At 71.8% G+C, this 23,989-nt stretch carries 26 protein-coding genes; 5 read left to right on the top strand and 21 right to left on the bottom strand.

The features are described from left to right. Positions 1-428: 428 nt before the first annotated feature. Entirely contained in the window at positions 429-1,730 is a 1,302-nt protein-coding gene (locus J4557_RS45285; RefSeq protein ID WP_208273488.1) for a S8 family peptidase, read from the bottom strand. 158 nt (positions 1,731-1,888) lie between these two features. Next, positions 1,889-2,773 carry a hypothetical protein gene (locus J4557_RS45290; protein ID WP_208273490.1) on the bottom strand — a complete coding sequence of 295 codons (885 nt, stop codon included), beginning with the start codon at positions 2,771-2,773 and terminating at the stop codon, positions 1,889-1,891. A gap of 95 nt (positions 2,774-2,868) precedes the next feature. On the opposite strand from J4557_RS45290, the gene J4557_RS45295 reads away from it, so the two are divergent. The 3 genes from J4557_RS45295 to J4557_RS45305 are packed head-to-tail and all read left to right on the top strand — an operon-like array spanning position 2,869 to position 4,885. Beyond that, positions 2,869-3,681, top strand: coding sequence for a hypothetical protein (locus tag J4557_RS45295; RefSeq protein ID WP_208273492.1), 813 nt, complete (start codon positions 2,869-2,871; stop codon positions 3,679-3,681). Next, on the top strand, positions 3,681-4,277 hold the full coding sequence (locus tag J4557_RS45300; protein ID WP_208273494.1) for a hypothetical protein: 597 nt from the start codon (positions 3,681-3,683) through the stop codon (positions 4,275-4,277). The genes J4557_RS45295 and J4557_RS45300 overlap by 1 nt, the downstream gene beginning before the upstream one ends. Then, positions 4,274-4,885: a hypothetical protein gene (locus tag J4557_RS45305; RefSeq protein WP_208273498.1), complete on the top strand. Its 612-nt coding sequence runs from the start codon at positions 4,274-4,276 to the stop codon at positions 4,883-4,885. Before J4557_RS45300 ends, J4557_RS45305 begins: the two co-directional genes overlap by 4 nt. On the opposite strand, the gene J4557_RS45310 is transcribed toward J4557_RS45305, so the two are convergent. From J4557_RS45310 to J4557_RS45350, 10 genes are all read right to left on the bottom strand, one after another. Further along, positions 4,773-6,074 carry a hypothetical protein gene (locus tag J4557_RS45310; protein WP_208273500.1) on the bottom strand — a complete coding sequence of 434 codons (1,302 nt, stop codon included), beginning with the start codon at positions 6,072-6,074 and terminating at the stop codon, positions 4,773-4,775. The genes J4557_RS45305 and J4557_RS45310 overlap by 113 nt on opposite strands. Positions 6,075-6,273: 199 nt before the next feature. After that, a complete protein-coding gene (locus J4557_RS45315) occupies positions 6,274-6,582 on the bottom strand; it encodes a DUF1416 domain-containing protein (protein WP_151539333.1) in 309 nt (102 codons plus the stop codon). A gap of 59 nt (positions 6,583-6,641) precedes the next feature. Continuing rightward, the gene (locus J4557_RS45320) at positions 6,642-7,481 is read right to left on the bottom strand and encodes a sulfurtransferase (RefSeq protein WP_208273501.1); all 840 of its coding nucleotides are present in this window, start codon (positions 7,479-7,481) and stop codon (positions 6,642-6,644) included. Further along, complete coding sequence (locus J4557_RS45325; protein ID WP_208273502.1) at positions 7,478-7,915, bottom strand: DUF4395 domain-containing protein; 438 nt, start codon at positions 7,913-7,915, stop codon at positions 7,478-7,480. The genes J4557_RS45320 and J4557_RS45325 overlap by 4 nt, the downstream gene beginning before the upstream one ends. 80 nt (positions 7,916-7,995) lie before the next feature. Continuing rightward, positions 7,996-8,061, bottom strand: a complete 66-nt coding sequence (locus tag J4557_RS52405; protein WP_360761443.1) for a putative leader peptide — start codon at positions 8,059-8,061, stop codon at positions 7,996-7,998. A gap of 283 nt (positions 8,062-8,344) precedes the next feature. Then, positions 8,345-8,803: a thioredoxin family protein gene (locus J4557_RS45330; RefSeq protein WP_208273503.1), complete on the bottom strand. Its 459-nt coding sequence runs from the start codon at positions 8,801-8,803 to the stop codon at positions 8,345-8,347. A 47-nt stretch (positions 8,804-8,850) separates the two neighbouring features. Continuing rightward, positions 8,851-9,642 carry a zf-HC2 domain-containing protein gene (locus J4557_RS45335; RefSeq protein ID WP_208273504.1) on the bottom strand — a complete coding sequence of 264 codons (792 nt, stop codon included), beginning with the start codon at positions 9,640-9,642 and terminating at the stop codon, positions 8,851-8,853. After that, on the bottom strand, positions 9,639-10,169 hold the full coding sequence (locus J4557_RS45340; RefSeq protein ID WP_208273564.1) for a sigma-70 family RNA polymerase sigma factor: 531 nt from the start codon (positions 10,167-10,169) through the stop codon (positions 9,639-9,641). The genes J4557_RS45335 and J4557_RS45340 overlap by 4 nt, the downstream gene beginning before the upstream one ends. Positions 10,170-10,200: 31 nt before the next feature. Further along, entirely contained in the window at positions 10,201-10,905 is a 705-nt protein-coding gene (locus tag J4557_RS45345; protein WP_208273506.1) for an LmeA family phospholipid-binding protein, read from the bottom strand. A 137-nt stretch (positions 10,906-11,042) separates the two neighbouring features. Continuing rightward, entirely contained in the window at positions 11,043-11,303 is a 261-nt protein-coding gene (locus J4557_RS45350; RefSeq protein WP_208273508.1) for a MoaD/ThiS family protein, read from the bottom strand. 214 nt (positions 11,304-11,517) lie between these two features. Here J4557_RS45350 and J4557_RS45355 point away from each other — a divergent pair, with 214 nt between their 5' ends. Beyond that, complete coding sequence (locus tag J4557_RS45355) at positions 11,518-12,234, top strand: winged helix-turn-helix domain-containing protein (protein WP_208273510.1); 717 nt, start codon at positions 11,518-11,520, stop codon at positions 12,232-12,234. 21 nt (positions 12,235-12,255) lie between these two features. On the opposite strand, the gene J4557_RS45360 is transcribed toward J4557_RS45355, so the two are convergent. The 9 genes from J4557_RS45360 to mshD all read right to left on the bottom strand — a co-directional run bounded on the left by J4557_RS45360 (position 12,256) and on the right by mshD (position 22,170). Then, complete coding sequence (locus J4557_RS45360; protein WP_208273512.1) at positions 12,256-13,926, bottom strand: alkaline phosphatase family protein; 1,671 nt, start codon at positions 13,924-13,926, stop codon at positions 12,256-12,258. Positions 13,927-13,967: 41 nt separating this feature from the next. Next, a complete protein-coding gene (gene efeB / locus J4557_RS45365) occupies positions 13,968-15,191 on the bottom strand; it encodes an iron uptake transporter deferrochelatase/peroxidase subunit (RefSeq protein WP_208273514.1) in 1,224 nt (407 codons plus the stop codon). A gap of 22 nt (positions 15,192-15,213) precedes the next feature. Then, on the bottom strand, positions 15,214-16,389 hold the full coding sequence (locus J4557_RS45370; RefSeq protein WP_208273516.1) for an EfeM/EfeO family lipoprotein: 1,176 nt from the start codon (positions 16,387-16,389) through the stop codon (positions 15,214-15,216). A gap of 9 nt (positions 16,390-16,398) precedes the next feature. Next, entirely contained in the window at positions 16,399-17,175 is a 777-nt protein-coding gene (pstB, locus tag J4557_RS45375) for a phosphate ABC transporter ATP-binding protein PstB (RefSeq protein ID WP_190856799.1), read from the bottom strand. Positions 17,176-17,197: 22 nt separating this feature from the next. Next, positions 17,198-18,097 (bottom strand): phosphate ABC transporter permease PstA, encoded by a 900-nt coding sequence (gene pstA / locus J4557_RS45380; RefSeq protein WP_208273518.1) that lies wholly within the window; start codon positions 18,095-18,097, stop codon positions 17,198-17,200. Further along, on the bottom strand, positions 18,094-19,011 hold the full coding sequence (gene pstC / locus J4557_RS45385) for a phosphate ABC transporter permease subunit PstC (protein ID WP_208273566.1): 918 nt from the start codon (positions 19,009-19,011) through the stop codon (positions 18,094-18,096). The genes pstA and pstC overlap by 4 nt, the downstream gene beginning before the upstream one ends. A 170-nt stretch (positions 19,012-19,181) precedes the next feature. After that, positions 19,182-20,297, bottom strand: coding sequence for a phosphate ABC transporter substrate-binding protein PstS (gene pstS, locus J4557_RS45390; RefSeq protein WP_208273520.1), 1,116 nt, complete (start codon positions 20,295-20,297; stop codon positions 19,182-19,184). Between the two features lie 343 nt (positions 20,298-20,640). Next, complete coding sequence (locus J4557_RS45395; RefSeq protein WP_208273522.1) at positions 20,641-21,231, bottom strand: hypothetical protein; 591 nt, start codon at positions 21,229-21,231, stop codon at positions 20,641-20,643. 81 nt (positions 21,232-21,312) lie between these two features. Next, positions 21,313-22,170, bottom strand: coding sequence for a mycothiol synthase (mshD, locus tag J4557_RS45400; protein WP_208273524.1), 858 nt, complete (start codon positions 22,168-22,170; stop codon positions 21,313-21,315). 97 nt (positions 22,171-22,267) lie between these two features. Between mshD and J4557_RS45405 the strand changes: the two genes are divergently transcribed. Beyond that, positions 22,268-23,947: a bifunctional metallophosphatase/5'-nucleotidase gene (locus J4557_RS45405; protein ID WP_208273526.1), complete on the top strand. Its 1,680-nt coding sequence runs from the start codon at positions 22,268-22,270 to the stop codon at positions 23,945-23,947. Positions 23,948-23,989 lie beyond the last annotated feature (42 nt).

The raw sequence follows: 23,989 nt of genomic DNA on the forward strand, positions 1-23,989 counted from the left end.
GCCGCAGAGGCTCCAAAGTCAAGGGTGGACGAAGTCCATCGCGAAGCGACGCCGAAGGCGCCCTTGACTTTGGAGGGGCGGCCCCGTACGCCAGCGCCACCCCACCACCCGAACACCCCTCTTGCCATTCAAACGAACACCCACCTCGAGAGCCCCCAACACCCACCTCGAAAGCTTCCCGAACACTTACCTCGAGGCGCCCTGAGTCCCCTATCCGATGGACCGCCCCGACGAATGCCCGTTGCGAGATCCCGGTTGCCATCCTGAAAGCGTCAAATACCAGCGCGACCAATTTCCGAATCAGGCATCGGCACCCACCTCAGCGCGAAAACCAAACCCGCACACCCACACCCACACCCACACCCACACCCACACCCACACCCACGATGCGCTACAGCACAGAAAACGAAACCAAACACCCGCCCCAATCAACGGCGGTCTTCACCCGTCGGCAGGGCCGGGATGCGGCCCGGCTTCCAGCCCCGACGGCGTCCCATCGGAATGACGGCGCCGCCGAAGGCCACGATGACGGTGAGGCCGAGGGCGCCACCGGCGATACCGAGCCCGATGTTCCGGGTGCGGTGGTCGACGGGCGCGGCGTGCGCGATGGGGACGGGGCTGCTCAGCGGGCGGGCGGCGGACGTCTGCCCGGGCTTCGCGTTCGGGTCCATCACGGCGGACACCGCCTGCATCGGGCTGATCATCCCGTACCCGCTGCCCTGCCCGTTGCCGCCCTCCGCGGTGATCAGGATCCGGTTGATGACCTGCTGGTACGTCAGTTTCGGAAACCGGGACCGGACGAGCGCGGCGACTCCGGCGGCGTAGGGGGCGCTGAAGCTGGTGCCCTGCAGGCCGCCCGCGTAGCCGGTGCCGACGGTGGAGATGATGTCCTGGCCCGGCGCGGACACGTCGATGCGCGTCTTGTGGTTGGAGAAGTCGGAGATCGTGCCGTTCTGGTCCACCGCCGCGACGGACAGGACGCCCGGATAGTTCGCCGGGTAGCCCGCGCTCTCCTTGCCGCGCTCGTCCTTGTCGACGTTGCCGGCCGCGGCGACGATCAGCGCGTCGTGCTGCTGCGCGACCTTGACGGCCTGCTGGAGGAGCGTGGTGTCGGGGGCGCGCGCCGAGACGTTGATGACCTTGGCGCCGTGCTCGGCGGCCCACTTGATCGCCTTCGGCAGCAGGGTGTTGTCGTCGGTGCTCTCACCGGTGGTGAACTTGGCGTCGAGCAGCTTGACCTGCGGCGCGACCCCGACGAACGGGACGTTGCGGCGGCGCATGTCGGACGCGGCGATGATGCCGGAGACCTGGGTGCCGTGCCCGTAGCAGTCGGTGGGCGTGGTGCCCGTCGCGTCGAAACTGCCGACGATCTTGCCCTTGAGCTGCGGATGCGCGGCCTCGATGCCGCTGTCGACGACGGCGACGGTCACGCCGGCGCCGCGGGTGATCGACCACGCCTGCTCGAAGTCCAGCCGCCGCTGCGCCCAGGGCTGCTGGGTGATCGCCGAGGCGGGCTGGCCGCTCGGCTTGTTGCACTGGCCACCGGACGGGGCCTGCTGCTGCTTGCGCTCCGGGGACTTGGTCGGCGTCGGCTTCCCGGTGGCCGGCGGCTTGGTGGTCGGCGCCGCCTGCGGCCGGTCGCCGGGGGCGGCGGACGCGACCGGGGCGAACGCGAGTGCCGTGGTCAGGGCCAGGCCGGTGGCGCCGGCCACGAGTCCCGCTCCGCGCATTCCCATCTCTCCTGAAACCGTGCGATCGCCATGACTCTAGACGATTCGCCGCCGTCACCCGGACTGCCGTCCTCATCGGGACACGCGCGCTCGCCGCCCTTCAGCGGAACTCCGGAAAGGTCCCGTCCCTCACGCGCGCTTCCGAAGGGCCCGCGCCTTCACTGGGATTCCTCGTCCTTGCGCGGCGGCTCGACGAGGTCCTCGTCCCACGTCCAACCGAGGGTCCGGGCGGTGGCGGCGAGGGCGTCCCGGCTGCGGCCGCTGATCTCGACGGCGAAGTCGGCCATGCCGGTGTCGTGCCGGACGATCACGTCGGGGCCGCCGAACAGGGCGGTGTCGGCGCCGAGTTCCCGCCAGTTCTGGAAGCCCATCGGCCGGTAGGCCGCCTCGATGCGCTCCCGCACCGGGGGGCCGTCCGGGAAGTCGTCGTCGCCGAGCTGGACGGACCAGCCGAAGTGGGACGGCAGCCGGACGGCGGCGAGCAGCACGAAGAACTCGGAGATCGACCGGGCCTGCAGGACCCACCCGTCCTCGCCGACGCTGGCGAGCACGCGCGGGTCGTCGTGGCCGGCCTCGGACGCGAGGTAGGCCCACTCGTTGCAGTACTCGTATTCGGCCATGAAGCAGCAGAGCCGCAGGTCACCGCCGGGTTCGACGAACGGGTTCGGTTCCGGCAGGCCCTCCGAGACGCCGTAGCCGGACGGGTCGGGCCGCAGCGTCAGCGGGTACTCGGGGTTCGTCCAGTACAGCCGGGGCGAGTACGTGAAGGAGTTGAACGGCAGGTCCCACCATTCGTCCAGCGCCTTCGGGACGGGCAGCGTCCGGTCGACGCCCTGGAAGGGGTCCTCTTCCTCGCCGGTCCATTCCTCGTGGAGCGCGCGGACGTAGGCGTGGTGCTCGGACTCGGACCATTTCGGCCACGGGTCGACTCCGGCGGGAACCGTGTAGCCCCATTCGTCCTGGAATTCGCGCAGCAGGTCCCAGCGCGGGCGCGGCGCGGCGAGCCGGTCCGCGAACCGCCCATAGTCGATGATCTCCGTCACGCTGGCAGCGTAGTGCCCGCGCCCTCCAGAAGACCCCGAACCAGGCCATCAGCGGACCTTAGGGACTCAACAGCCGCCGTACTAGCATTCGGCGCGTGCACTCCACCGCCCCCGTCCCCCCGCCTCCGAGCGGGCCGCCTCCGGGGGAGCCGTTCGGCGAAGGCGGGGACCGCGCCTCCGCGAGGCGCCGGCTGGTCCCCGCCGCCGTGGTGTGCGCGGTCGCCGCCGTCGCGGCGGTGACGTGGGTCGCGGGCGGTTTCAAGGAGGCGCCGAAGCAGCCCGTCGAGCGGCCGGGCAAGGCGCTGAACGTCGGCCTGTTCACGGTGACGGTCCGGGACGCGCGGCTCGGCCTGGTCAAGGGCGGGTTCGACGCGGCTCCGAAGCGGTACCTGATCGTCCGGATGCGGGTCGTCAACAACGGCAAGGAGACCGAGTCGCTCGGCAACGGCGGCCTGACGGACGGGCTCGCCGCGCGCACCAAGGCGGGCAAGTGGCTGGAGCCCGACCAGGTCGAGGGCGTCGCGGGCGGCGCGAAGACGGACTCGGTGCAGCCGGGCCTGCCCGTCGAGGCGTCCGCGATGTGGCAGGCGGGGCCGTCGGACGCGCCGCGCCGGTTCACCGTCGGCCTGCGGAAATGGGAGTACCGGACGGGGTTCACCGACGTCAGCTACAACTGGCTGCCCGACACCGAGGACGGCGCGCTCGCCGCGAAGATGACCCTCCCGGTCGCGGCCGCCGCGACTCCGGCGGCCCCCGCGTCGTCCCCGGCGCCGTTCCCGACCCGGGCGGCGCCCCCCACCCGCGCGGCGCGCCCGCCGTCCGGAGCCGCGCGCCCCTCGTCCGGAGCGGCGCGTCCGACCGCGCGGACCACCCGGCCGCAGCGGCCCCGGCCGACCGCGAGCCCCTGATGGACGGGCGCGAGCTGCTGGTGCGCGGCGGTGCCGGGGTCGTCGGGACGGGCCTGCTCGTCGCGGCGATGTGGGTGCACACGATGCGGCCGAAGGTGGACGCCAAAGAGCTGGACCCGCTCCGCAACGACGGGAGGATCGGGCAGACCGTCTCCAACCGCATGTTCAGCGTCCGCGTCGACGGCGTGCAGGCGGCGCGGTCGCTGGCACCCGGTCTGAGCTTCGGGAACGAGCCTGCGATCGGCACCGACGGCATCTACCTCGCGGTGCGGATCCGGGCGAGGAGCGAGCGCGAGCCGCTCCGCCTCGGCACCGCGGTGCTGGAGACGCCCGGCGGCTACAGCTACCGGTACGACCCGCGCTCGGGGACGACGAGCACCGTCCCGGACATGCAGCCGCTGATCTGGGCGCCGGGGACGCTGCTGTTCGAGCTGCCGAAGGACCGCCTGCGCGGCGCGCATCTCGTCGTCGGGACGGGCGGGCTGCTCCCGCAACTGTCCGCCGCCGCCGACATCGACCTCGGGATCGACGCGAACCGGGCCGAGGCGCTGCTCCGGAGCGCCGCCGACCGCTTCGACCCGGAGGCGGGCTCGTGACGACCGCGGCCGGTTCCGGGTTCCACGACCCGCAGCCGACCAACCCCGACCTGCCCGTGATCCCCCCTCGGCGGCGGTCGCGGCTCCGCCCCCGCGACCGGCGCGTCGTCCAGGCGCTCGCGCTGACCGCGCTGCTGCCCGCCCTCCTCGTCCTGAAGTGGATGGACGAGACCGACAGCGTCCAGAAGAGCCTGAAACCGCCGGAGAAGGTGACGGACGTTCCGCACGGCGCGACCGGCACGCTGGTGGGCGCGCAGTGGAAGGTAATCGCCCGGCAGGCCACCGCGCCGCTGTCGTTCGGCACGAAGCCGAAGGACGACACCGTCACGGAACTGCGGGTCGTGCTCGCCGTCCGGCCGGACGACGCGGCCGCCGCGAAGGCGATCGGCTCCTACGGCATCGTCTACACCTTCACCGACGGCGACGGACGCAGCTGGTCGGCGACCGGTCTCGCCGCCGGGACGGCGCGGCCCGGCGCGGTCAGCCGCCTCACCGTCAGAGGGACGGTGCCCCGAACGGTGGCGGAGGCCCTGGCGCTGCGGGTGCAGGCGCCGAAGGCGTCACGGAAGCAGGGGACGCCACTGCCTTCGCTGCGTTTCGCGCCGTGACCCGCGCCATCACCAGGTTGAACGCGGCGGCGAGCAGGCAGATCCGGAGGATCTCGAAGACCAGGCCCGTCCCGAAGTCCACCAGCGGCAGCCGCGGCATCCACCACGTCACCTCGTGCGGGCCGAGCAGCTCGTACACCCACCGGCGGGACGCGTCCCGGCCGACGTCCAGCGCGGAGAACAGCAGGCAGAACACCGCGAACGGCAGCATCCCGGACCGGCGGACGAGCCGCAGCCCGTACCAGGCGGGCAGCCACATCTCGCGGAACCCGCGGGTCAGCACCTCCCTGACGCTGCCCTGCCGCTCGATGCCCCCGGCCGCCGCGAGCCGCCGCGCGGCCCGGCCGCGGCCGAGCACGACCCGCTCGTCGCCCGCGTCCAAGCCGAGGATCACCCCGGCGATGACCAGCCAGATCAGCGCGCCGAGCACCGCGTCCTTGAACGGCGGCCACAGGTCCAGGACGGGTCCGGCGGCGCCGTCGATCCACTGCCACGCCTGCCGCCCGGTGATCCGGTCGGCCGCGTCGCCGCGCAGGTGGTCGATCGTGAAGATGCCGAACAGCGTGAAGTTGATCTCCAGGAAGGCCATCAGCGCGCCCGCCGAGCGGCCGAGCCGCTCCTCCAGCAGCCACTCCACCGCCGTCTTGACCAGGAAGAACGCGGCGGTGATGGCGACGGCGAGCACGACGTGCTTCTCCAGCGAGATCAGCATGCCCATGCCCTTGAGCTGCCCCTGGAAGCCGCCCTCGGCGAAGCCGCGGCTGGCCGCCATGTCGGCGAACTCGCGGGCGTCGTCGGTCTGCATCCCCCACGCCAGGTAGAAGATCACGAAGGGGAGCGCGGCCCGCGCCATCGCGCCGACCACCGACTCGTCGTTCCCGACGGCCCACGGCGTCAGGTCGCCGTCCGCCGCGCGGGCGTGCACGACGTCCAGGCCCTCGCGGACGCAGTGCACCATCAGCACCGCCGTCGCCAGCGTGATCATCACCAGCAGCCCGACGGTGACGAGCGGCGCGACCGTCGCGGCGGTGCCCTTCATCGCGCCGAGCCGGTACCCACCGTACAGCGCGCCGTACCGCAGCAGCCGCCCGGCGGTGAACCACAGCGTCAGCGGCAGGACGAACCGTCCCGCGAGCTTGAGCGCGGCCCACGGCAGCAGCAGCGGCGACCGACCCGACAGTGCGAACATCGCGCCGATGCTACTCCGCGGGCCCCTACCGCCCCAGGCCACCGGCCTCCCCGGGCACCCCGGCACCGGCACCGGCACCGGCCGGGAAACGGCGAACCCCGCCGTCCCGGACGGACCGGGACGGCGGGGTTCGGAGGTTCCAGGCCGGACCTGGCCGGTACCCGCTCAGGGACGCCCCCGAGCGGGCGCACGGCAGAGGTCAGATGGCCACCTGGAGCGCGGCGACCTCGCCGGTCTTGGCGGTCACCGCGTTGTCGACGCTGACCCCGCCCGCGGCCAGCACCCGCACCGTCCAGTCGCCGTCGGCGGCGAAGAAGCGGAACACGCCCTCGTCACCGGTGACGACCTCGGCGGTGAACTCGCCGGTCGAGTCGAGCAGGCGCGCGTACGCGCTGGACACGGGCGCGCCGTCACGGGTGACGGTGCCCTGGATGACGGCCTCGTTGGTCAGGTCGACGGTCGCGGGAAGGTGCGCCGTCTGCTCCGGCGCTGCGCAGCCCTGGGTCATTGCTCCTCCATCTCCGTGCACACGGAAAGATTCGTTCCGCCGGCGGCGGTGGGGTGTCGTTACTTGGGCTCGCCGAGCTCGATCGGCACGCCGACCAGCGAGCCGTACTCGGTCCACGAACCGTCGTAGTTCTTCACGTTCGGCAGGCCGAGCAGCTCGCGCAGCGCGAACCAGGTGTGGGACGAGCGCTCGCCGATGCGGCAGTAGGCGATCGTGTCCTTGTTCAGGTCGACGCCGGCCTCGGTGTACAGCTGCCGGAGCTCGTCGTCGGACTTGAACGTGCCGTCGTCGTTGGCCGCCTTGGACCACGGGATGCTGCGCGCGGTCGGCACGTGGCCGGCCCGCTGCGACTGCTCCTGCGGCAGGTGCGCCGGGGCGAGCAGCTTGCCGCTGAACTCGTCCGGGGACCGGACGTCGATCAGGTTCTTGCTGCCGATCGCGTCGACGACCTCGTCGCGGAAGGCGCGGATCGAGAGGTCCTGCTCGGTGGCCTTGTAGTCGGTCCGCGGACGCGACGGGACGTCCTCGACCAGCTCGCGGGAGTCCAGCTCCCACTTCTTGCGGCCGCCGTCGAGCAGCTTCACCTTGTCGTGCCCGTACAGCTTGAAGTACCAGTACGCGTAGGCGGCGAACCAGTTGTTGTTGCCGCCGTAGAGGATCACCAGGTCGTCGTTGGCGATGCCCTTGGCGGACAGCAGCTGCTCGAAGCCGGTCTTGTCCACGAAGTCGCGGCGGACCGGGTCCTGCAGCTCGGTCTTCCAGTCGATCTTGACGGCGCCACGGATGTGGCCCTTGTCGTAGGCGGACACGTCCTCGTCCACCTCGACCAGGACCAGGCCCGGGTCGTCCAGGTGGGCCTCGACCCAATCGGTGTCCACCAGGACGTCGGAGCGGCTCATGCGGGAACCTCCCTGTCGGAGCGAATCTTCGCGGTGATACGTCGGAAGAGCGGATAAATCTCGCAGCCGAGGCAGAACCCGAACGCCGCGTTCAGGAACGCCGCCGCCAGCGCGAGGGCGGTGGCACCGATGCCGAGCCAGGTGATCCCCGTCACGTATCCGACCGTCCCCACCACGGCGAAGACGAGCCCGACGCCCTGCGCGAAGCGGGGCGCGGCCGCGTCCTCCAGTTCCGCGGGAGGAGCGAGCCGGGGGCGGATCAGCGCTTTGAACACCAGCCCGTACGGGGCGTGCCGGAGGCCGAGGAACGCGCCGATGGCGAACACGACGGCCTGAGCGGCGAGCAGTGCCCAGCTTCCGGTCACCAGGACCGCGACGAGAACGACCGTCGTGACCGAGGCGCCGAAGCGCGGCCCACGCGGATCAACCTGCATCGGGGTGCTCCATGGCGGAGAGGAAGCGTGCGTACGAGCGTGGAAATCGGAAGAGCTCGGGGGCGGATGGGCTCGATGCCTCAGGCCGTGCGACAGAGCGAGGCGGCCACGCGGCAGAAATCGACCGCGCGGCGCTTCGTGAGCATCTGCTCTGTCCAGTAACGCACGGACACGATGTTAAGCCGACAATCCACGCCCTGTCACATCCGTCTCGCCTTCCGAGACAGTGACATGTGTCTTATCGCAGGTCACCGGGGTACGGCTCACAGGTTGATCGGCCGCTCCCGGGTCTTGACAGCGCCGTGACGGGCCCGTCCGCACGGCCTCCCGGGCCCGGGATCGCGGTCACCGGACCACGCTCACCGGACCACGCTCACCGGACCACGCTCACCGGACCACGCTCACCGGGCTGCGATCACCGGGCCGCGGTCACGGGATCGCGACGCCGAGGGCGGCGATCACGTCGGCCTTGCGGGGCGCCCCTGAGGCGCGCTGGACGACCCGCCCCGCCCCGTCCAGGACGAGGACCGTCGGCGTCCGCACCACGTTCAGCCGGCGCACCAGCTCCAGGTGCGCCTCGGCGTCCAGCTCCACGTGCGCGACGCCGTCGACCATCCCGGCGACCTCGCCGAGGACGCGCCGGGTCGTGCGGCAGGGCGCGCAGAACGCGCTCGAGAACTGCACGAGCGTGGCCTTCGCGCCGAGTTCGGCGCCCAGCTCGTCGGGTCGCAGGGTCTCGCCCACCTGGTCGTCGCCGTCCTTCCGCCCGTCGCCGGTGGCGCCGCCGGCGCCCGGCGCGGCGCGCAGCACGCCGTCACGGCGCCGGCGCACGAGGCCGAACGCCGTCGCCGCCAGCAGCACCCCGAGGGCGACCAGAGTTCCCGTCATCACCTTGGGCAACCCGCCCGCGATCGTGTTTCTTCCACACCGCGAGCCTACGTGGGGATCGTGAGCAGCGGCTTCCCGTCCAGCCCGACGATCTCGAACGAGTAGAGCTGGCCGCGCGGGAACATCGTCGAGCCGTGGTAGTCGCCGTAGCCGGTGTCGTAGGGGACGGACCAGCTGCCGATGGCGTCCCGCCGCCCGTCCCGGGCGATCACCATCATCCGGCAGTGCTCCCCCTTCGGCACGCCCGACAGGTACAGCTCGACCTGGGTGCCCCACTCCTTGCGCTGGAGGAAGACGACGCCCTTGATCTTGTTGTCGGGGTTGACGGCGACGATCCGCTCGCCCCGGCCCGCCGGGCTCAGGGTCGTCTCCGGCTCCGGCTCCGGCGAGGCCGACGCGGCGGGCGGGGACCCGGCGGGCGGGGACGCGGTGCGGCCGCCGCCGCCGGACGGCAGCACGAACCCGCCGAACAGCGCGCCCGCGACCAGCAGCAGGCACGCGGCGGCGGCGAGCGGGGCCCATCGGATGACGCGGCCCCGCCCGCCGGCCCGCCGCCCCAGCGGTCCGAGCCGTCCCCTCCGTCGCTCGGCCGCGCGGGCCAGCAGCCCGTCCAGGAACTCCGGGTCCGGCGCCGCCGCGCGGCCCGGCCCGGCCACCTGCTCCAGCTGCGCCTCCTCGACCCGGCCGAGCAGCGCCGGCAGCCCGGCCAGCCCGGCCAGCTCGTCCCGGCACGCCGGGCAGCCCTCCAGGTGCGCGTCGACCCGCGCCCGCTCGGCCGGGTCGATCGCGCCGACCACGTAGACGCCGAGCGCGGTGCGCACGTCCGCGCATTCGTTCATGGCGCCAACCCCCGCTCCTCCAATGCGAGTTTGAGCGCCCGCAGCGCGTAAAAGGTGCGGGACTTCACGGTGCCGGCCGGGATGCCGAGGGCCTTGGCGGCCTCGGCGACCGACCGGCCGCGATAGTAGGTCTCCACGAGCACGGCCCGGTGCGGCGGGGTCAGCGCGGCGAGCGCCTCCGCGACCGTCCAGGACTCCAGCGCCCGGTCGATGTCGTCCGAGCCCGGCAGGGTCGCCATCACCTGCTCGTCGATGCCGGTCTCCGGGGGCCGCGCCCGTTTCGCCCGGTGCGCGTCCACCACGAGGTTGCGCGCGACGGTGAACAGCCACGGGCGGACCGGACGGCCCGCCAGCGCGTCCGGGTGCCGCCAGGCGCGCAGCAGCGTCTCCTGCACGACGTCCTCCGCCTGGAGCCGGTCCCCGCCGGTCAGCCGCAGGACGTAGCCCAGGAGGGGACCGCCGTGCTCGCTGTACAGGGCGCGCAGCAAACCCTCATCCGCGGTGGGACCCACATCACTGTCACGGATGCGGGCGCGCCCCGGTTCACGGAGGCCGCGGTTATTTCTGCTGCTGCTGGAGATCGTTCAGGTTGACGTTGTGGGCGGTCGCCGTGACCTTCAGGCCGCCCGCGGTCGGCTCGATGCCGCTGATCCGCGACCCGACGGGCAGGTCCCTGACGGGGACGACCCAGGTCAGCTGCTGCCGGACCAGCGTCAGCGGCATCTGGGCGGCGCCCTCGCCCACCGACTCCGGCGTGATCGCGATGCCCTTGGAGGTCGGCTTCACCGACACGACCGCGGTGCCGTTCACCTGGAACCCGAGGACGGTGCCGGTCAGGTCCACCGCGAGGTCGTTCCCCTTGGGGCCGATGCTCCTGACCTCCTTCGGCGCCTCCTTCTTGATCACGTCGTAGGGGATGATCGCGGAGGCGGCCGCGGTGTCGGCCGTCATGTTCGTGGTGTCGCCGTTGATCACGTCGGACAGCGGCGCGTTGAGCCCGCGCATGTCCACCGTCACGTCGGAGACGGTGACGCCCTGCTCGGTCCAGTCGCCGATGTCGACGGTGATGTGGTCGTACTCGCCGCCGACCACCTGTGTCAGGAACGGGATGCCGTGGATCGTGACATCGGGCTGCCGCGGCAGGTCGTACTGCGCCGCGACCTGCTGCCCGATCCGGTTCTGCGCGATCCGGACCCCGACCCGGTCGGCGACGACCAGGCCCACGGCGACCACGATCAGCAACCCCAGCAGTGCTTTGCGCATCTCTCTCCCTCGAGCGGCGGCATGCGCGATCGCCACACCTTAGTGCCCGGAACGCCCCGGTCGAGTCGCACTGCGGGATGAGTTGCCGGACGCGCGGATCACCCCGGGAGGTCGGTTCCGGCGCCGGAAAGGCGGGATCAGCCGCCCGCGAAGGGCGGCAGCACCTCCACCACGCCGCCCTCCGGCAGCTCCACCGACGCGTGCGGCCGGCCGCCCACCGGGTCCCCGTCGATCAGGAACGAGCTGCGCCCGACGACCCGCGCGAAGTCGGCGCCGCGCCCGTCGCGCGCCAGCGCCGCCTCGATCGCCTCGGCCAGGTTCCCGGCTTCGTAAGGCTCCTCGTGCGTCCCCGCCGCCGCCTTGGCCGCGGCCCAGTACCGCATCGTCCCTCTGGCCACGCTCCCACGATCTCATGCCTTCCCGGTATGCGGCCATTGCCTCCCTCCAGGGCTCGGATATGCTCGTGACGAGGGATCCGGGCGACGAGGCCATGGAGTTCATCCGCATGACCCTTCATGGTCACCTCGTCTTCGAGCCGCCGACCGTGGCCGGGGGCTTGAGGGTGAGCCGCCTGGGTCCTATGTCTTTTTCAGGGGACGAGGAGGCGGGCACTTGAGCAGTCTGCTCTTGCTGACCAACGCGCTGGAGCCGTCCGACGAGGTCCTGCCCGCGCTCGGGCTGCTGCTGCACTCGGTGCGGGTCGCGCCCGCCGAGGCGTCCGCGCTGATCGACGCGCCGCCCGCCGACGTCGTCCTGGTGGACGCGCGGCGCGAGCTGGTCCAGGCCAAGAGCCTGTGCCGGCTGCTGCGCACCACGGGGCTGGACTGCCCGCTGCTCGGCATCGTGACCGAGGGCGGGCTCGCCGCGCTCAGCTCCGAGTGGGGGCTGGACGACATGCTGCTGCAGACCGCCGGGCCCGCCGAGGTCGAGGCGCGGCTACGGCTCGCGGTCGGCCGGGCCGCGGCGGTCGCCGACGCCGACGAGGTGCCCGGCGAGATCCGCAGCGGCGAGCTGACCATCGACGAGGCCACCTACACCGCGCGGCTGCGCGGCCGGATCCTGGACCTCACGTTCAAGGAGTTCGAGCTCCTCAAGTACCTCGCGCAGCACCCGGGCCGGGTCTTCACCCGCGCCCAGTTGCTGCAGGAGGTGTGGGGCTACGACTACTTCGGGGGCACCCGGACCGTGGACGTCCACGTCCGGCGGCTGCGCGCCAAGCTCGGCGCCGAGTACGAGTCGCTGATCGGCACCGTCCGCAACGTCGGCTACCGCTTCGTCCCCGATCATCGCCCCGGCGACGCCGAAGACCGAACCCCCGCCAAAGCGTGAGCCCTGGCGGGGGTTCTTCGTTCAGCTCCTGCTGACGACCCCTCCGGTGGCGGGGTCGAGGATGACCTGCTTGGCCTTGGGGTGGCGGAAGTCGAACATGCCCTCGATGCCGCCCGCGCGCGCGTCGAAGGAGGCGTCGCCGATGCGGCCGGTGCCCCAGTTGTCCTCGATGAAGCGCAGCACCGACGTCTGCTCCACCGGGCGGTGGTCGACGTGGTTGACCTTGGCGTACGGGGAGACGACCAGCATCGGCAGGCGCTGGCTCGGTCCGCAGCGGTCCTGGTAGCCACCGGCCGCCTCGGCCTTGCCGCACAGCGGCGAGTCGGTCGCGGGGTCGGTCGAGCCGTTCATGATGCGCGGTGCGACGTGGTCGTACCAGCCGTCGGAGTCGTCATAGGCGAGGACGACGGCGGTGGACGCCCACTCCGGCGACTTCTGCAGCTTGTTGATCGTGCTGGTGACGAACCTCTGCTCGTCGATCGGGTCGGAGTAGCCGGCGTGGCCGTCCTGGTACTCGGCCGCCTTGAGGAAGCTGACGGACGGCAGGTTGTGCGCGGCGAGCGCGGCGTCGAAGTCGGTCAGGTCGTACTGGTGGTTGGCCTGGTCGGTGTACCCGATGGCCTTGGTCGACGACGGCGGCAGGTGCTTCTCGTTCGCCGTCGACTTGTAGTACTGGAACGGCTCGTGGTGCGGGCTGTAGTCGACGACCTGGTTCTGGCCGATGTTGGCGTGGGCGGAGCCGCAGACGGCGTAGCCGTTCGCCTTGCCGGTCGGGCGGAAGCCGCCCTGGAACCAGCCCCAGGTGACCTTCGTGGCGTTGAGCAGGTCGCCGATGTTCTTGCCGGTCATGGCGGCGAGGTTGTTCTTCGACGTGTGGTTGTTGCCCGAGCAGTCGTCGAACGCGGGGTCAGGGTCGTTGATCACCGTGCCGACGCCGTCGGCGTTCGGGGAGGCCACGACGTAGGAGTCCGAGACCTTCGCGTGGGTGACGGGGTCGACGGCGTAGCCGCCGTGCGTCTGCCCGGAGATCAGGTTGAGGGCGCCGGGGGTGGACGGCCCGAACACCGAGTCCCACGAGTTGTCGCTCATGGCGTAGTTCTGGGCGTAGTTCCACATGCCGGTGACGGTGTTGCCGTCGTAGTAGTCCATGACGAGGCCCGGCTCACCGAACAGGATGGGCTGCCCGGTGCACTTGTCCTTGCCGGTGTTCTCGACGAACTTGTCCATCTTGCCGCCGTTGACGGCCTTCTGCTCCGCGGCGTAGCCGTGGTCCTGGTCGCAGGTGAGGGCCTGGGACGGGGACAGCCGCTTCGGGTCGTACTGGTTCGGGTTGTCCGTCAGCAGCTTGTGGGTCAGCCCGTTGATCCTCGGCGTGCCCTTCGCGGCGTGGAACGGCGTCCCGTCGGTGTTGGCGGCCTTGGGGTAGGTGCCGAAGTAGTGGTCGAAGGAGATGTTCTCCCCGTAGATCACGACGACGTGCTTGATGGGGCTGCGGGACGTTCCGCCGTGCCCCTGGCCGGCGGCGCTGTGGTCGGCGGCCAGCCCGGCCGTTCCGGAGCCGGTGCCGCAGGCGGCGGCGAGCGCGGACAGTCCCGCGGTGACCGCGGCGGCGGCGATCAGTACGGGGCGGCGGCGGACGCCGGGGCGGGCGCCTTTCCTGCCGGTGCCTCCCGACCCTGATGTGTCCTGCATGTTCCCTCCTTCGATGCGGGGTCCAGCAGGCGCGTCCGCGCCTACTCCAGCAGACCCCGGCCGAGATGATCTACCCCGTTCCTTACGCCGGGAAGAACGAAGAAGTAACCGCCGCCGAACGGTGATATGTAGTCGGTGAGGGGTTCACCGGCGAGGCGCTCCTGGACGGCCTCGAACTGGCGGTGCGGATCCTGCTGGAAGCAGCCGAAGACCAGGCCCATGTCGAGGTTCCCGGCGCCGTCGACGCCCCGGTCGTAGTTGCAGGACCGGCGCAGGATGCGGCCGGCCTCGGTGTCCGGGACGCGCGGGTTGGCGCGGCGGATGTGGCTGGTCAGCGGGATGACCTTGCCGATGGGGTCGGCGGCGTAGCGGGGCGTGTCGGTCTCGTGGACGCCGTCGAGGGGCGCGCCGGTGTCGCGGCTGCGGCCGAACATCTGCTCCTGCTCGGGCAGCCCGACCCGGTCCCAGAACTCGACCAGCATCCGGATCAGCCGGATGACCTGGTACGTCCCGCCGGACGTCCAGGACGGCTCGTCGCCGCCCGCCCAGACCAGCCGGTTCATCGCGGCGGCGTCGGTGACGTCGGGGTTGGCGATGCCGTCCTTGAAGCCCATCAGGTTGCGGGGCGCGCCGGACGGCCGGGGCCGGCTGGAGAATCCGTTGATCCGCCAGCGGATCTGCATGCCGCCGCGGGTGTGGCGGCAGATGTCGCGGAGCGCGTGCAGGACGGTGTCCTCGTCGGCGGCGCCGAGGGTGAGGGCGAGGTCGCCGTGGCACCAGGCGGGGTCGAGGTCGTCGTCGGGGAACGTCCGCATCCGGGTGAGCCGCTTCGGGCGCCTGGACGCGAGCCCGAACCGGTCGTCGAACAGGGACGCTCCAACGCCGGCGGTGACGGTGAGGCCGCCGCCGGGGGCGTCCGGGCCGAGGATGCCGGAGTCGGGCGGCGGCGCGCTGATGCCGGGCTCGGCCGGGACGCCGCCGCCGGTCAGGAGGCGCGCCCGGTCGGTCAGCGCGCGCATCAGGTCGGTGAGCTCCGCCTTGCTCTCGGCGATCACGTCGAACGCGACGACGATGGTGCGGGCCTGCGGTTCCTCGATGATCCCGGCCTGGTGGACGCCGTGGAACGGCGGCGCCTTCGGGGACGGGCTTTTCGGGTGCTCGGCGTCCTTCGACTCAGTCGCGGCGGCGGCGCCGGTCGTGACCGCTCCCGCGACGCCCGCGGCGAGCGCGCCGCGCAGGAACGAGCGGCGGCCGGGCCCGCTCACGACGTCCCCCGGACGGCGGCGCTCATGACGTCCTCCGGACGGCGGCGACGGACGCGACGGACGCGAGCCGCTCGACGAGGTCTCCGACGGCGCCGTTGACGCGCTCGCGGTCGGTGGTGCTCAGCTCGTCGAGCGGCGTCCACCTCCCGTGCCGGCGCTGCGCCTCCAGCAGCCTGGACGTCCGGTCGAGGCCGCCGTCGATGCCGCCGAGGTCCATCCGGGACTTCAGCACGGGGCGCAGCGGGTCGAGGACCGCACGGGTCCCCTCCAGGTTCGCCGACGCGGTCGCGAGGGCCGTCCCGCTGCCCTGGTCACCCTTGCCCGTCAGCTCGAACTGCACCGTGTTCTCCAGGATCTCGTGCGCCCGCAGCCCGAGGTCGGACGGATCGATCTGCTCGCGCGGGAAGTCGGCGATCAGTGCCCGGACGTCGGCGGCGAGCCGGTCCGCCGGTCTCCGCAGCGACGCCGCGGACTCCCCGTGCCACAGCCCGTGCTCGATGCGCCGGAAGCCGGTGAAGCCCGGGTCGCGGACGCCGTCCGGCAGCCCCGCGGGGCGTCCGTCGATCTTGTCGGCGTAGTCGCCGAAGGTGCCGTACGCGGCGCCGAGCCGCTCGTAGGCCAGGTGCGCGGGCAGCCACTTCTCGCGCGCCGCGTCCAGGTCGCCGGAGCGGACGGCGTCGCGCAGCTCGTCCACCCGGTCGCGCAGGACGCCGAGCCCCCTGGTCACGTACGCGCGGTAGGACCGCAGCGCGGGGAACAGGTCGTTCTGCGTGACGGGACGCACCGCCGGGCCGCCCGCGGAGCCGGTCACGGTCACCTTGGGTCCGGTGACCGGGTGGCCGCCGTCCGGGAAGCACCAGAACGCGTAGGTCCCGCCGCCGACCGTGACCCGCAGCGCCCGCGTCGTCCCCGGCCCGACCCCTTCCAGCTCGGCGTAGATCGCCCCGCTGGACGGGTCGATGAGGTCGACCTCCGTCGCGGCGCTGTCGGCGTTGTGCACCATCAGCGTCTGCGTGCCCGCGCGCGGATCGCTCCACCCCCGGCCACAGTGCGCCCGGTCGGCCTGCACCACCGGCGCGGCCCGGTGGCCGCCTCCGCCGCCGCAGCCCGCGAGACCGGCCGCCGCCACGACCGCGAGCAGCGTGAACGCGGGCGTCCTCAACAGGCGCGCCCGCGGGCGCGCGCGGTCTCCGTCCACCGCGGCAGGCTAGCCGAAGCGGCCGGTGATGTAATCCTCCGTGCCCTTCTGCTCGGGGTTCGTGAAGATCTTGCTGGTGTCGTCGATCTCGATGAGCTTGCCGGGCTTGCCGGTGCCGGCGATGTTGAAGAACGCCGTCCGGTCGCTGACGCGGGCGGCCTGCTGCATGTTGTGCGTGACGATGACGATCGTGTACTGGCTCTTCAGCTTGCCGATCAGGTCCTCGATCGCGAGCGTGGAGATCGGGTCGAGCGCCGAGCACGGCTCGTCCATCAGCAGCACCTGCGGCTGGACGGCGATCGCGCGGGCGATGCACAGCCGCTGCTGCTGGCCGCCGGACAGGCCCGCGCCGGGCTTGCCGAGCCGGTCCTTGACCTCGTTCCAGAGGTTCGCGCCGCGCAGCGACTCCTCGACGACCTCGTCGAGGCGGCGCTTGCCGCGCACCCCGTTCAGCTTCAGCCCGGCCGCGACGTTGTCGTAGATCGACATCGTCGGGAACGGGTTGGGCCGCTGGAACACCATGCCGACGACGCGGCGGACCGCGACCGGGTCGACCGACGAGGCGTACAGGTCCTCGTCGTCCAGCATCACCTTGCCCTCGACGCGCGCGCCCGGGATCACCTCGTGCATCCGGTTCAGGGTGCGCAGGAACGTGGACTTGCCGCAGCCCGAGGGGCCGATGAACGCCGTCACCGAGCGCGGCTCGATCGTCATCGAGATGTCCTCGATGGCGTGGGTGCCGCCGTAGTAGGCGTGCAGCCCGGAAACTTCGATCCGCTTGGCCATTGTGAGGTTCTCTCCTATCGGGCTAACGGGAGGACGGCTTGCGCAGCCACGCCACCAGGCGCGCCGCCAGGTTGAGCAGCATGATGAGCACGATCAGCACCAGCGCGCCCGCCCAGGCGCGGTCCACCGCGTTGGTGTTGGGGTCGGTGGACTGGTCCCAGATGAAGGTGGGCAGCGAGCCCTGCGCGCCGCTGAACGGGTCGGTGTTGATCGCCTTCGTGATGAAGATCGTCAGCAGCAGCGGGGCGGTCTCGCCCATCACGCGCGCGACGGCGAGCATGACGCCGGAGACGATCCCGGGCAGCGCCGTCGGCAGCACCACGAACATGATCGTGCGCCAGCGCGGCACGCCGAGCGCGTACGCGGCCTCCTTGAGGTCGCCGGGGACGAGCTTGAGCATCTCCTCGGTGGCGCGGACGACGGTCGGCAGCATGAGGATCGTCAGCGACAGCGCGCCCGCGAAGCCGGAGAAGTCCATGCCGAGCGCGAGCAGCCAGAACGCGAGGACGAACAGGCCCGACACGATCGACGGGATGCCGGTCATGACGTCGACGAAGAAGCTGATCGTGCGGCCGAGCCGCCCGTTGCGGGCGTACTCCACCAGGTAGATCGCGGTGAGCACGCCCAGCGGGACGGAGATCAGCGCGGTCAGCCCGACCTGTTCCAGCGTGCCGATGATGGCGTGGTAGGCGCCGCCGCCGGCGTCCTTGCTGGCCAGACCGTTCATCGAGTGGGTGAGGAACACGCCGTCGAACCGCTTGGCGCCGTTGGCGATCACCGTCCAGAGCACCGACACCAGCGGAATGACCGCCAGCAGGAACGCGAAGTAGACGAACACCTTCGCGGCGCGGTCCTTGGCCTTGCGGCCCGCCGACACCGACCCCAGCGTCGACGTCGCCTTCGTACCGGAGAGGGAGGTCACGAGAACTCCTTGCGGCGGGCCACGACCGCGCGGGCGCCCACGTTGACGATCAGGGTGATGACGAACAGGACGAGACCGGACGCGATGAGCGCGCTGCGTCCCGTCGGCCCGGACATGGCGAAGGTGTTCGCGATGTTCGCCGCGAACGTGTTGCCGCCGTCCTTGAGGATGTGCCAGTCGATCCCGGACGTGGTGGACAGCACCATCGCGACCGCGATGGTCTCGCCGAGGGCGCGGCCGAGGCCGAGCATCGCCGCCGACACCATCCCGGAGCGGCCGAACGGCAGCACCGACATCCGGATCATCTCCCAGCGGGTCGCGCCGAGCGCCAGCGCCGCCTCCACGTGCGCGTGCGGGACCTGCACGAACACCTCGCGGGTGATCGCGGAGATGATCGGCAGGATCATGATGGCGAGCACGATGGAGGCGGTGAGGATCGTCCGGCCGCCGGTCTCGTTCCCGCCGAACAGCGGGATCCAGCCGAAGTAGGAGTTGAGGAACTCCGACACCCCGGTCATCTTCGTGACCAGGAAGTTCAGGCCCCACAGGCCGTAGACGATGCTGGGCACCGCGGCGAGCAGGTCGACCAGGTAGGCCATCACGCCGGCGAGCCGGCGGGGCGCGTAGTAGGTGATGAACAGCGCGATGCCGACCGCCACGGGCACCGAGATGACCAGCGCCAGGACCGAGGTCATCAGCGTGCCGAAGACGAGCTGGGCGATGCCGAACTTCGCGGGGGTCCCGTCGGGGTTCCACTCCTGCGAGGTGAGGAAGTTCGCCTTGTCGTCCTGGAGCGCCGGGATCGCCTTCCACACCAGGAAGACGGCGATCGCCGCCATGATCGCCAGGATCACCAGGCCGGAGCCGCGGCTCAGCCCGGCGAAGATCCGGTCCCCGGCGCGGCCGGTGCTCATCGAGAGCGCGGGCCGGGGACGCTCCGCCGCCTTGGCCAGGGCGGCGGGGGTGTCGCTCGTCACGGTGTCTCCCTCCTCGCGGCCCGCGTCCGGGCCGCTGAGACGTGCGGCGGCCCCGCCGCCGGGATCACCGGCGGCGGGGCTGTGGCTGGTGCCGGAGTCCTCGCGGGTCAGGACAGGCCCTTGACCGTCTCGCGCACCTTGGTGGCGATGTTGTCGGGCAGCGGGGCGTAGCCCTGCGAGGTCAGCGACTGCTGGCCCTCGGGGCTGGAGATGTAGGTCAGGAAGGACTTGACGAACGTGGCCTGCTCGGCGGGCAGGCCCTTCTCACAGGCGATCTCGTAGGTCACGAGGACCAGCGGGTAGGCGCCCGCCACCTTGGTGTTGTAGTCCAGCTTCAGGGCGAGGTCGTTGCCGGTGCCGACGATCTGCGCGCCCTGGACGGCCTTGGAGGCGTTCTCCGGGCTGATCTCGGTGTACTCGCCGGCACCGTTCTGCAGCTTCGCCGTCTGCAGGCTGTTGTTGCTGGCGAACGACAGCTCGACGTAGGAGATCGAGCCCTCGGTCTGCTTCAGCGCGGTGGAGATGCCGTCGGAGCCCTTCAGGCCCTGGCCGCCGGGGGCGACCCACTTCTTGCCGGGCTCGAACGACCACACGTCGGGCGCGGTCGCCTTCAGGTACTTCGTGAAGTTGTCGCTGGTGCCGGAGTCGTCCGAGCGGTGCAGCGTCTTGATCGCGGTGGACGGCAGCTTGGCGCCGCTGTTCTCCTTGGCGATCGCCGCGTCGTTCCACTTGGTGATCTTGCCGGCGAAGATGCCCGCGAGCGTCTTCGGCGACAGCTGGAGGCCGTCGACCCCGTTGAGCTTGTACACGACCGCGATCGGGCCGGGCACCATCGGCAGGTCGATCGCCTTGCCGGTCTTGCAGCGCGCGTCGGCGGGGCCGTGCTCCTCGGGCTTGAGGGCCGAGTCGGAACCGGCGAAGGCGACCTGGCCGGACGTGAAGGCCTGGATGCCCGCGCCCGAGCCGCTCGGGTTGTAGTTGATGTTGGCGCCCGAGCACTTGCTGGTGTAGACCTTCGTCCACTCCTCGATCGCGTTCTTCTGCGCGCTCGACCCGGCCGCGTTGATCGCGCCCTTCGCGCAGTCGATGTTGGCGGCCGCCGCACTGGTGGCGCCGGTCGAGCCGCCGCCGCCGTTGTTGTCGTCACTGCCGCAGGCGGACAGGGCCAGCGCCCCAGCGACGACCACACCGCCGAGGGCGGCGAGCCGAGAACCGTTCTTCACCGGGAGGTCTCCTCTTGGATTCGTCGGGCGGGTCCCCCGACCGCCGCACTGGCACGGTTTGACCAGGTGGTGGGGTCGCCGTCGGATGCGACGGTAGGCAGGCGAGGTGACCGGACGCCCCGATCCAGGTGAACGGAGAATGAACGAGGCCGGGACCTGTTGCGAAGAATGTCCCGATTTGGCGTGGCCGCCGGGTTAACAGCGCAGCTCAGACATGCCAAAAGCCCGTGCGGAGAAGGTCATGCGGGTTTGCCGGAACGGACACCGGGAAGCGGCCCGATCCGGTCAGGGAGACGGATCCGGACCGCCGCCGGAGGATCCCCCGGCGCGGCGTCGCCGCCGGTCACCGCGGATCGGCGGGCTCGTCCAGGCGGCGCTTGTAGTAGGCCCAGGGCGAGTCGAAGTCGGACGGGACGACGAGCTCCCAGCCCTGCTCCTCCAGGGCGCGGCGGCGCCGGCGCGACGGCCACCACAGCCGCCGGTGCTCCCACTTGTCCGGCGACGCCTCGACCAGATGGAAGAGGTACCCGTAGTCGACGGCGTGCCAGCCGCGGCGGCCCTCCCTCTCCAGCGCCTCCATCTCGTTGAAGGCGTGCAGCGGCCGCAGCACCCGGCGGGCGGGGCCACCCTCCGGGACGGACTCCTTGGCCGCGGCCACGGAGGCACCGAACCGCTGCTGGGCGGCCTGACGGCTGATGCCGAGCAGCCCGCCGAGGACCTCCCAGCTGTGCCCGGCGGCGCGCGCGCCGGTGATGGACTGGCGCAGCAGCCTGCCGGCCTCCTCCGCCGCGACGGCGGACGCGGCGACCATCAGCAGGGACGCGTCCGGGTCGCTGTCGAGGCCCTCGCGCCCCTGCTCGCTCGCGGACAGGACGGCTTCGGCGACGGCCTCGCGGATCGCGTCCGCCTGCTCATCGGCAAGGGGCGCGCTCACCGGGCGTCCTCGTCGGGGGCGGGAGGGGTCATGATGTCAAGGATTCCTTGACATCCCACCCGTGTCAACGATTCGTTGACATCACTCGGGAGCGCCGTACATCACGTCGACCGCGTATCGGGTGAACCCCAGCGACTCGTAGAGCCGGACGGCCGCCGTGTTCGACTCGTCCACGTAGAGCATGAACTGCGCGAGCCCGGTGTCGCGCAGATGGTGCAGCCCGGCGAGCGTGAGGGTTCGCCCCAGTCCGAGGCCCTGCGCGTCCGGGTCCACGCCCACCACGTACACCTCGCCGATGCCGCCCGGATGCACCTTCGTCCAGTGGAACCCGGCCGGCTCGCCGCCCCGCTCGGCCAGGAAGAAGCCGGACGGGTCGAACCAGTCCTCCGCCTCGCGCTCGCGGACGTCCTCGATCGTCCAGGCGCCCTGCTCGGGATGGTCGGCGAACGCGCGGCCGTTCACCCGCAGCCACGCCTCCTCGTCGCGCCCCGGATCGAACGTGCGCAGCCGGACGCCCTCGGCGACCGCCGGCTCGGGCAGCGGCCCCTCGGCGGGACGGCGCATCTGGAACAGCGCGCGCACACGAGGCATGCCCTCGGACTCGGCGAGCGCTGCGGCGGCCGGCAGATCGCCGTGCGCCCACACTCGCAGCGGACCGCCGGCCTTCTCGCGCAGCGCCCGCAGGAGCGCGCGCCCATGCCCGCGCCGCCGGTGGCCCGGGTGCACGACCAGCTCGCCAGAGGCGGGCTCGTCCTCCGTCGCCGGATCGAGATGCGCGTAGCCGGCGACCGCGCCGCCGTCGCGGACCACCAGTCCCCCGCGCCCGGCGCGCAGCGCGAGCAGCGCGTGCTCCGACAGGGGCGCGACGCCGTCGGCCCCGGCGGCCGCCTCGACCAGCGCGCCCACCTGCTCCGCCTCGTCCCCCCGCAGCTCGTCCATGATCACACCCTAACCGCCCGCCGCCCTGGTCAAGTTGTCACATAACCGTCATCACTCCGCCGATCGCCGGATGCCCGGCCTCTCTACCGTCCAGCGCATGATCAGACGACGCACCCTCCTGGCCGGCGCCACCGCGGGGCTGGTGGCGGCGGGACTGGCCGCGCAACCCGCGTCCGCGCACCCCAAGCCCCCGGCGTCCGTCCGCCTGCTCGCGCTGAACGACTTCCACGGCAACCTGGAGCCCCCGACCGGCAGCTCCGGCACCGCCATCGACGAGAACGGGAACTCCGTCCCCGCGGGCGGCGCCGCCTACGTCGCCGCCCACCTCAAGCAGCTGCGCGACCGCGACACCCTCACGGTCGCGCAGGGCGACCTGATCGGCGCGTCCCCGCTGATCTCGGCGGCGTTCCACGACGAGCCGTCCGTCCAGTTCATGAACGACATCGGCCTCACCGCGTCGGCCGTCGGGAACCACGAGTTCGACGAGGGCTACCAGGAGCTGCTGCGCATCCAGAACGGCGGCTGCCACCCCGTCGACGGCTGCTCCCCCGCGGGTGAGTGGAAGGGCGCGAAGTTCGACTACCTGGCGGCGAACGTGCTGCTGGAGAAGAAGAACAAGCCGCTCCTCGACCCCTGGACGATCCGCCGGATCAACGGCGTCAAGATCGGCTTCATCGGCGTCGTCACCAAGACCACGCCGACCATCGTCACCGCCGACGGCGTCAAGGGCCTGCGGTTCGACGACGAGGTCGACGCCGCGAACAAGGCCGCCAAGGAGCTGAGGAAGCGCGGCGTCCACGCGATGGTGCTGCTCGTCCACGAGGGCGACAACGTCAACGCCGGCGAGAAGCCCGACGACTGCGGCGTCGTCCCCGGCGCCGGCACCCGCATCGCCCAGCAGGCCGACCCGGACATCGACGTCGTCCTCGCCGGCCACACCCACCAGCAGTACGTCTGTACGGTGAAGGGCCCGGACGGCCGGCCGCGGCTCTACTCGTCCGGCTCCTCGTTCGGCCGGATCATCACCCAGGTCGACTTCAAGGTCGACCGGCGCACCGACGACATCGTCCGCTCGTCGATGACGGCCGACAACCACGTCGTCACCCGCGACGTCCCGCCGGACCCGGCGACGCAGAAGTTCGTGCAGACCTGGAAGGACCGGGTCAGCGTGATCGCCGACAAGCCCGTCGGCAGGATCACCGCCGATCTCACCCGCGCCCCGTCCGCCGCCGGCGAGACGGCGCTCGGCGACGTCATCGCCGACTCCCAGCTCGCCGCGATGAAGGACAAGGGCGCCCAGGTCGCGCTGATGAACCCCGGCGGCGTCCGGACCGACCTCACCTACAAGGCGAGCGGCTCCGAGGGCGACGGCGTCGTCACCTACGGCGAGGCGTTCGCCGTCCAGCCGTTCAGCAACGTGCTCGGCGTGACGTCGCTGACCGGCGCGCAGCTCGACGCCCTGCTGGAGCAGCAGTGGACGTCCGCGGGCGAGAAGATCCTCCAGCCGTCCGCGAACCTGCACTTCACCATCGACCGCTCCAAGCCGGTCGGCGACCGGGTCTCGAACATCACGGTCGGCGGCGCCGCCGTGGACCCCGCCGCCACCTACAAGGTCGCCGCGAACAACTTCCTGCTCGGCGGCGGCGACGGCTTCACCACGTTCACCCAGGGCAAGGACCAGGTCCTCGGCCCGATCGACCTGGACGGCTTCGTCGCCTACCTGAACGCCCAGGGCACCATCAGCCCCCCGCCCCTGGACCGGATCTCCGGGAGCTGAGAGCCGGCTGAACACCGGCACGGAAAGCCCGGCTGAAGAAGG

This window comes from Actinomadura nitritigenes (genome assembly GCF_017573545.1).
Taxonomy (GTDB): Bacteria; Actinomycetota; Actinomycetes; order Streptosporangiales; family Streptosporangiaceae; genus Spirillospora; species Spirillospora nitritigenes.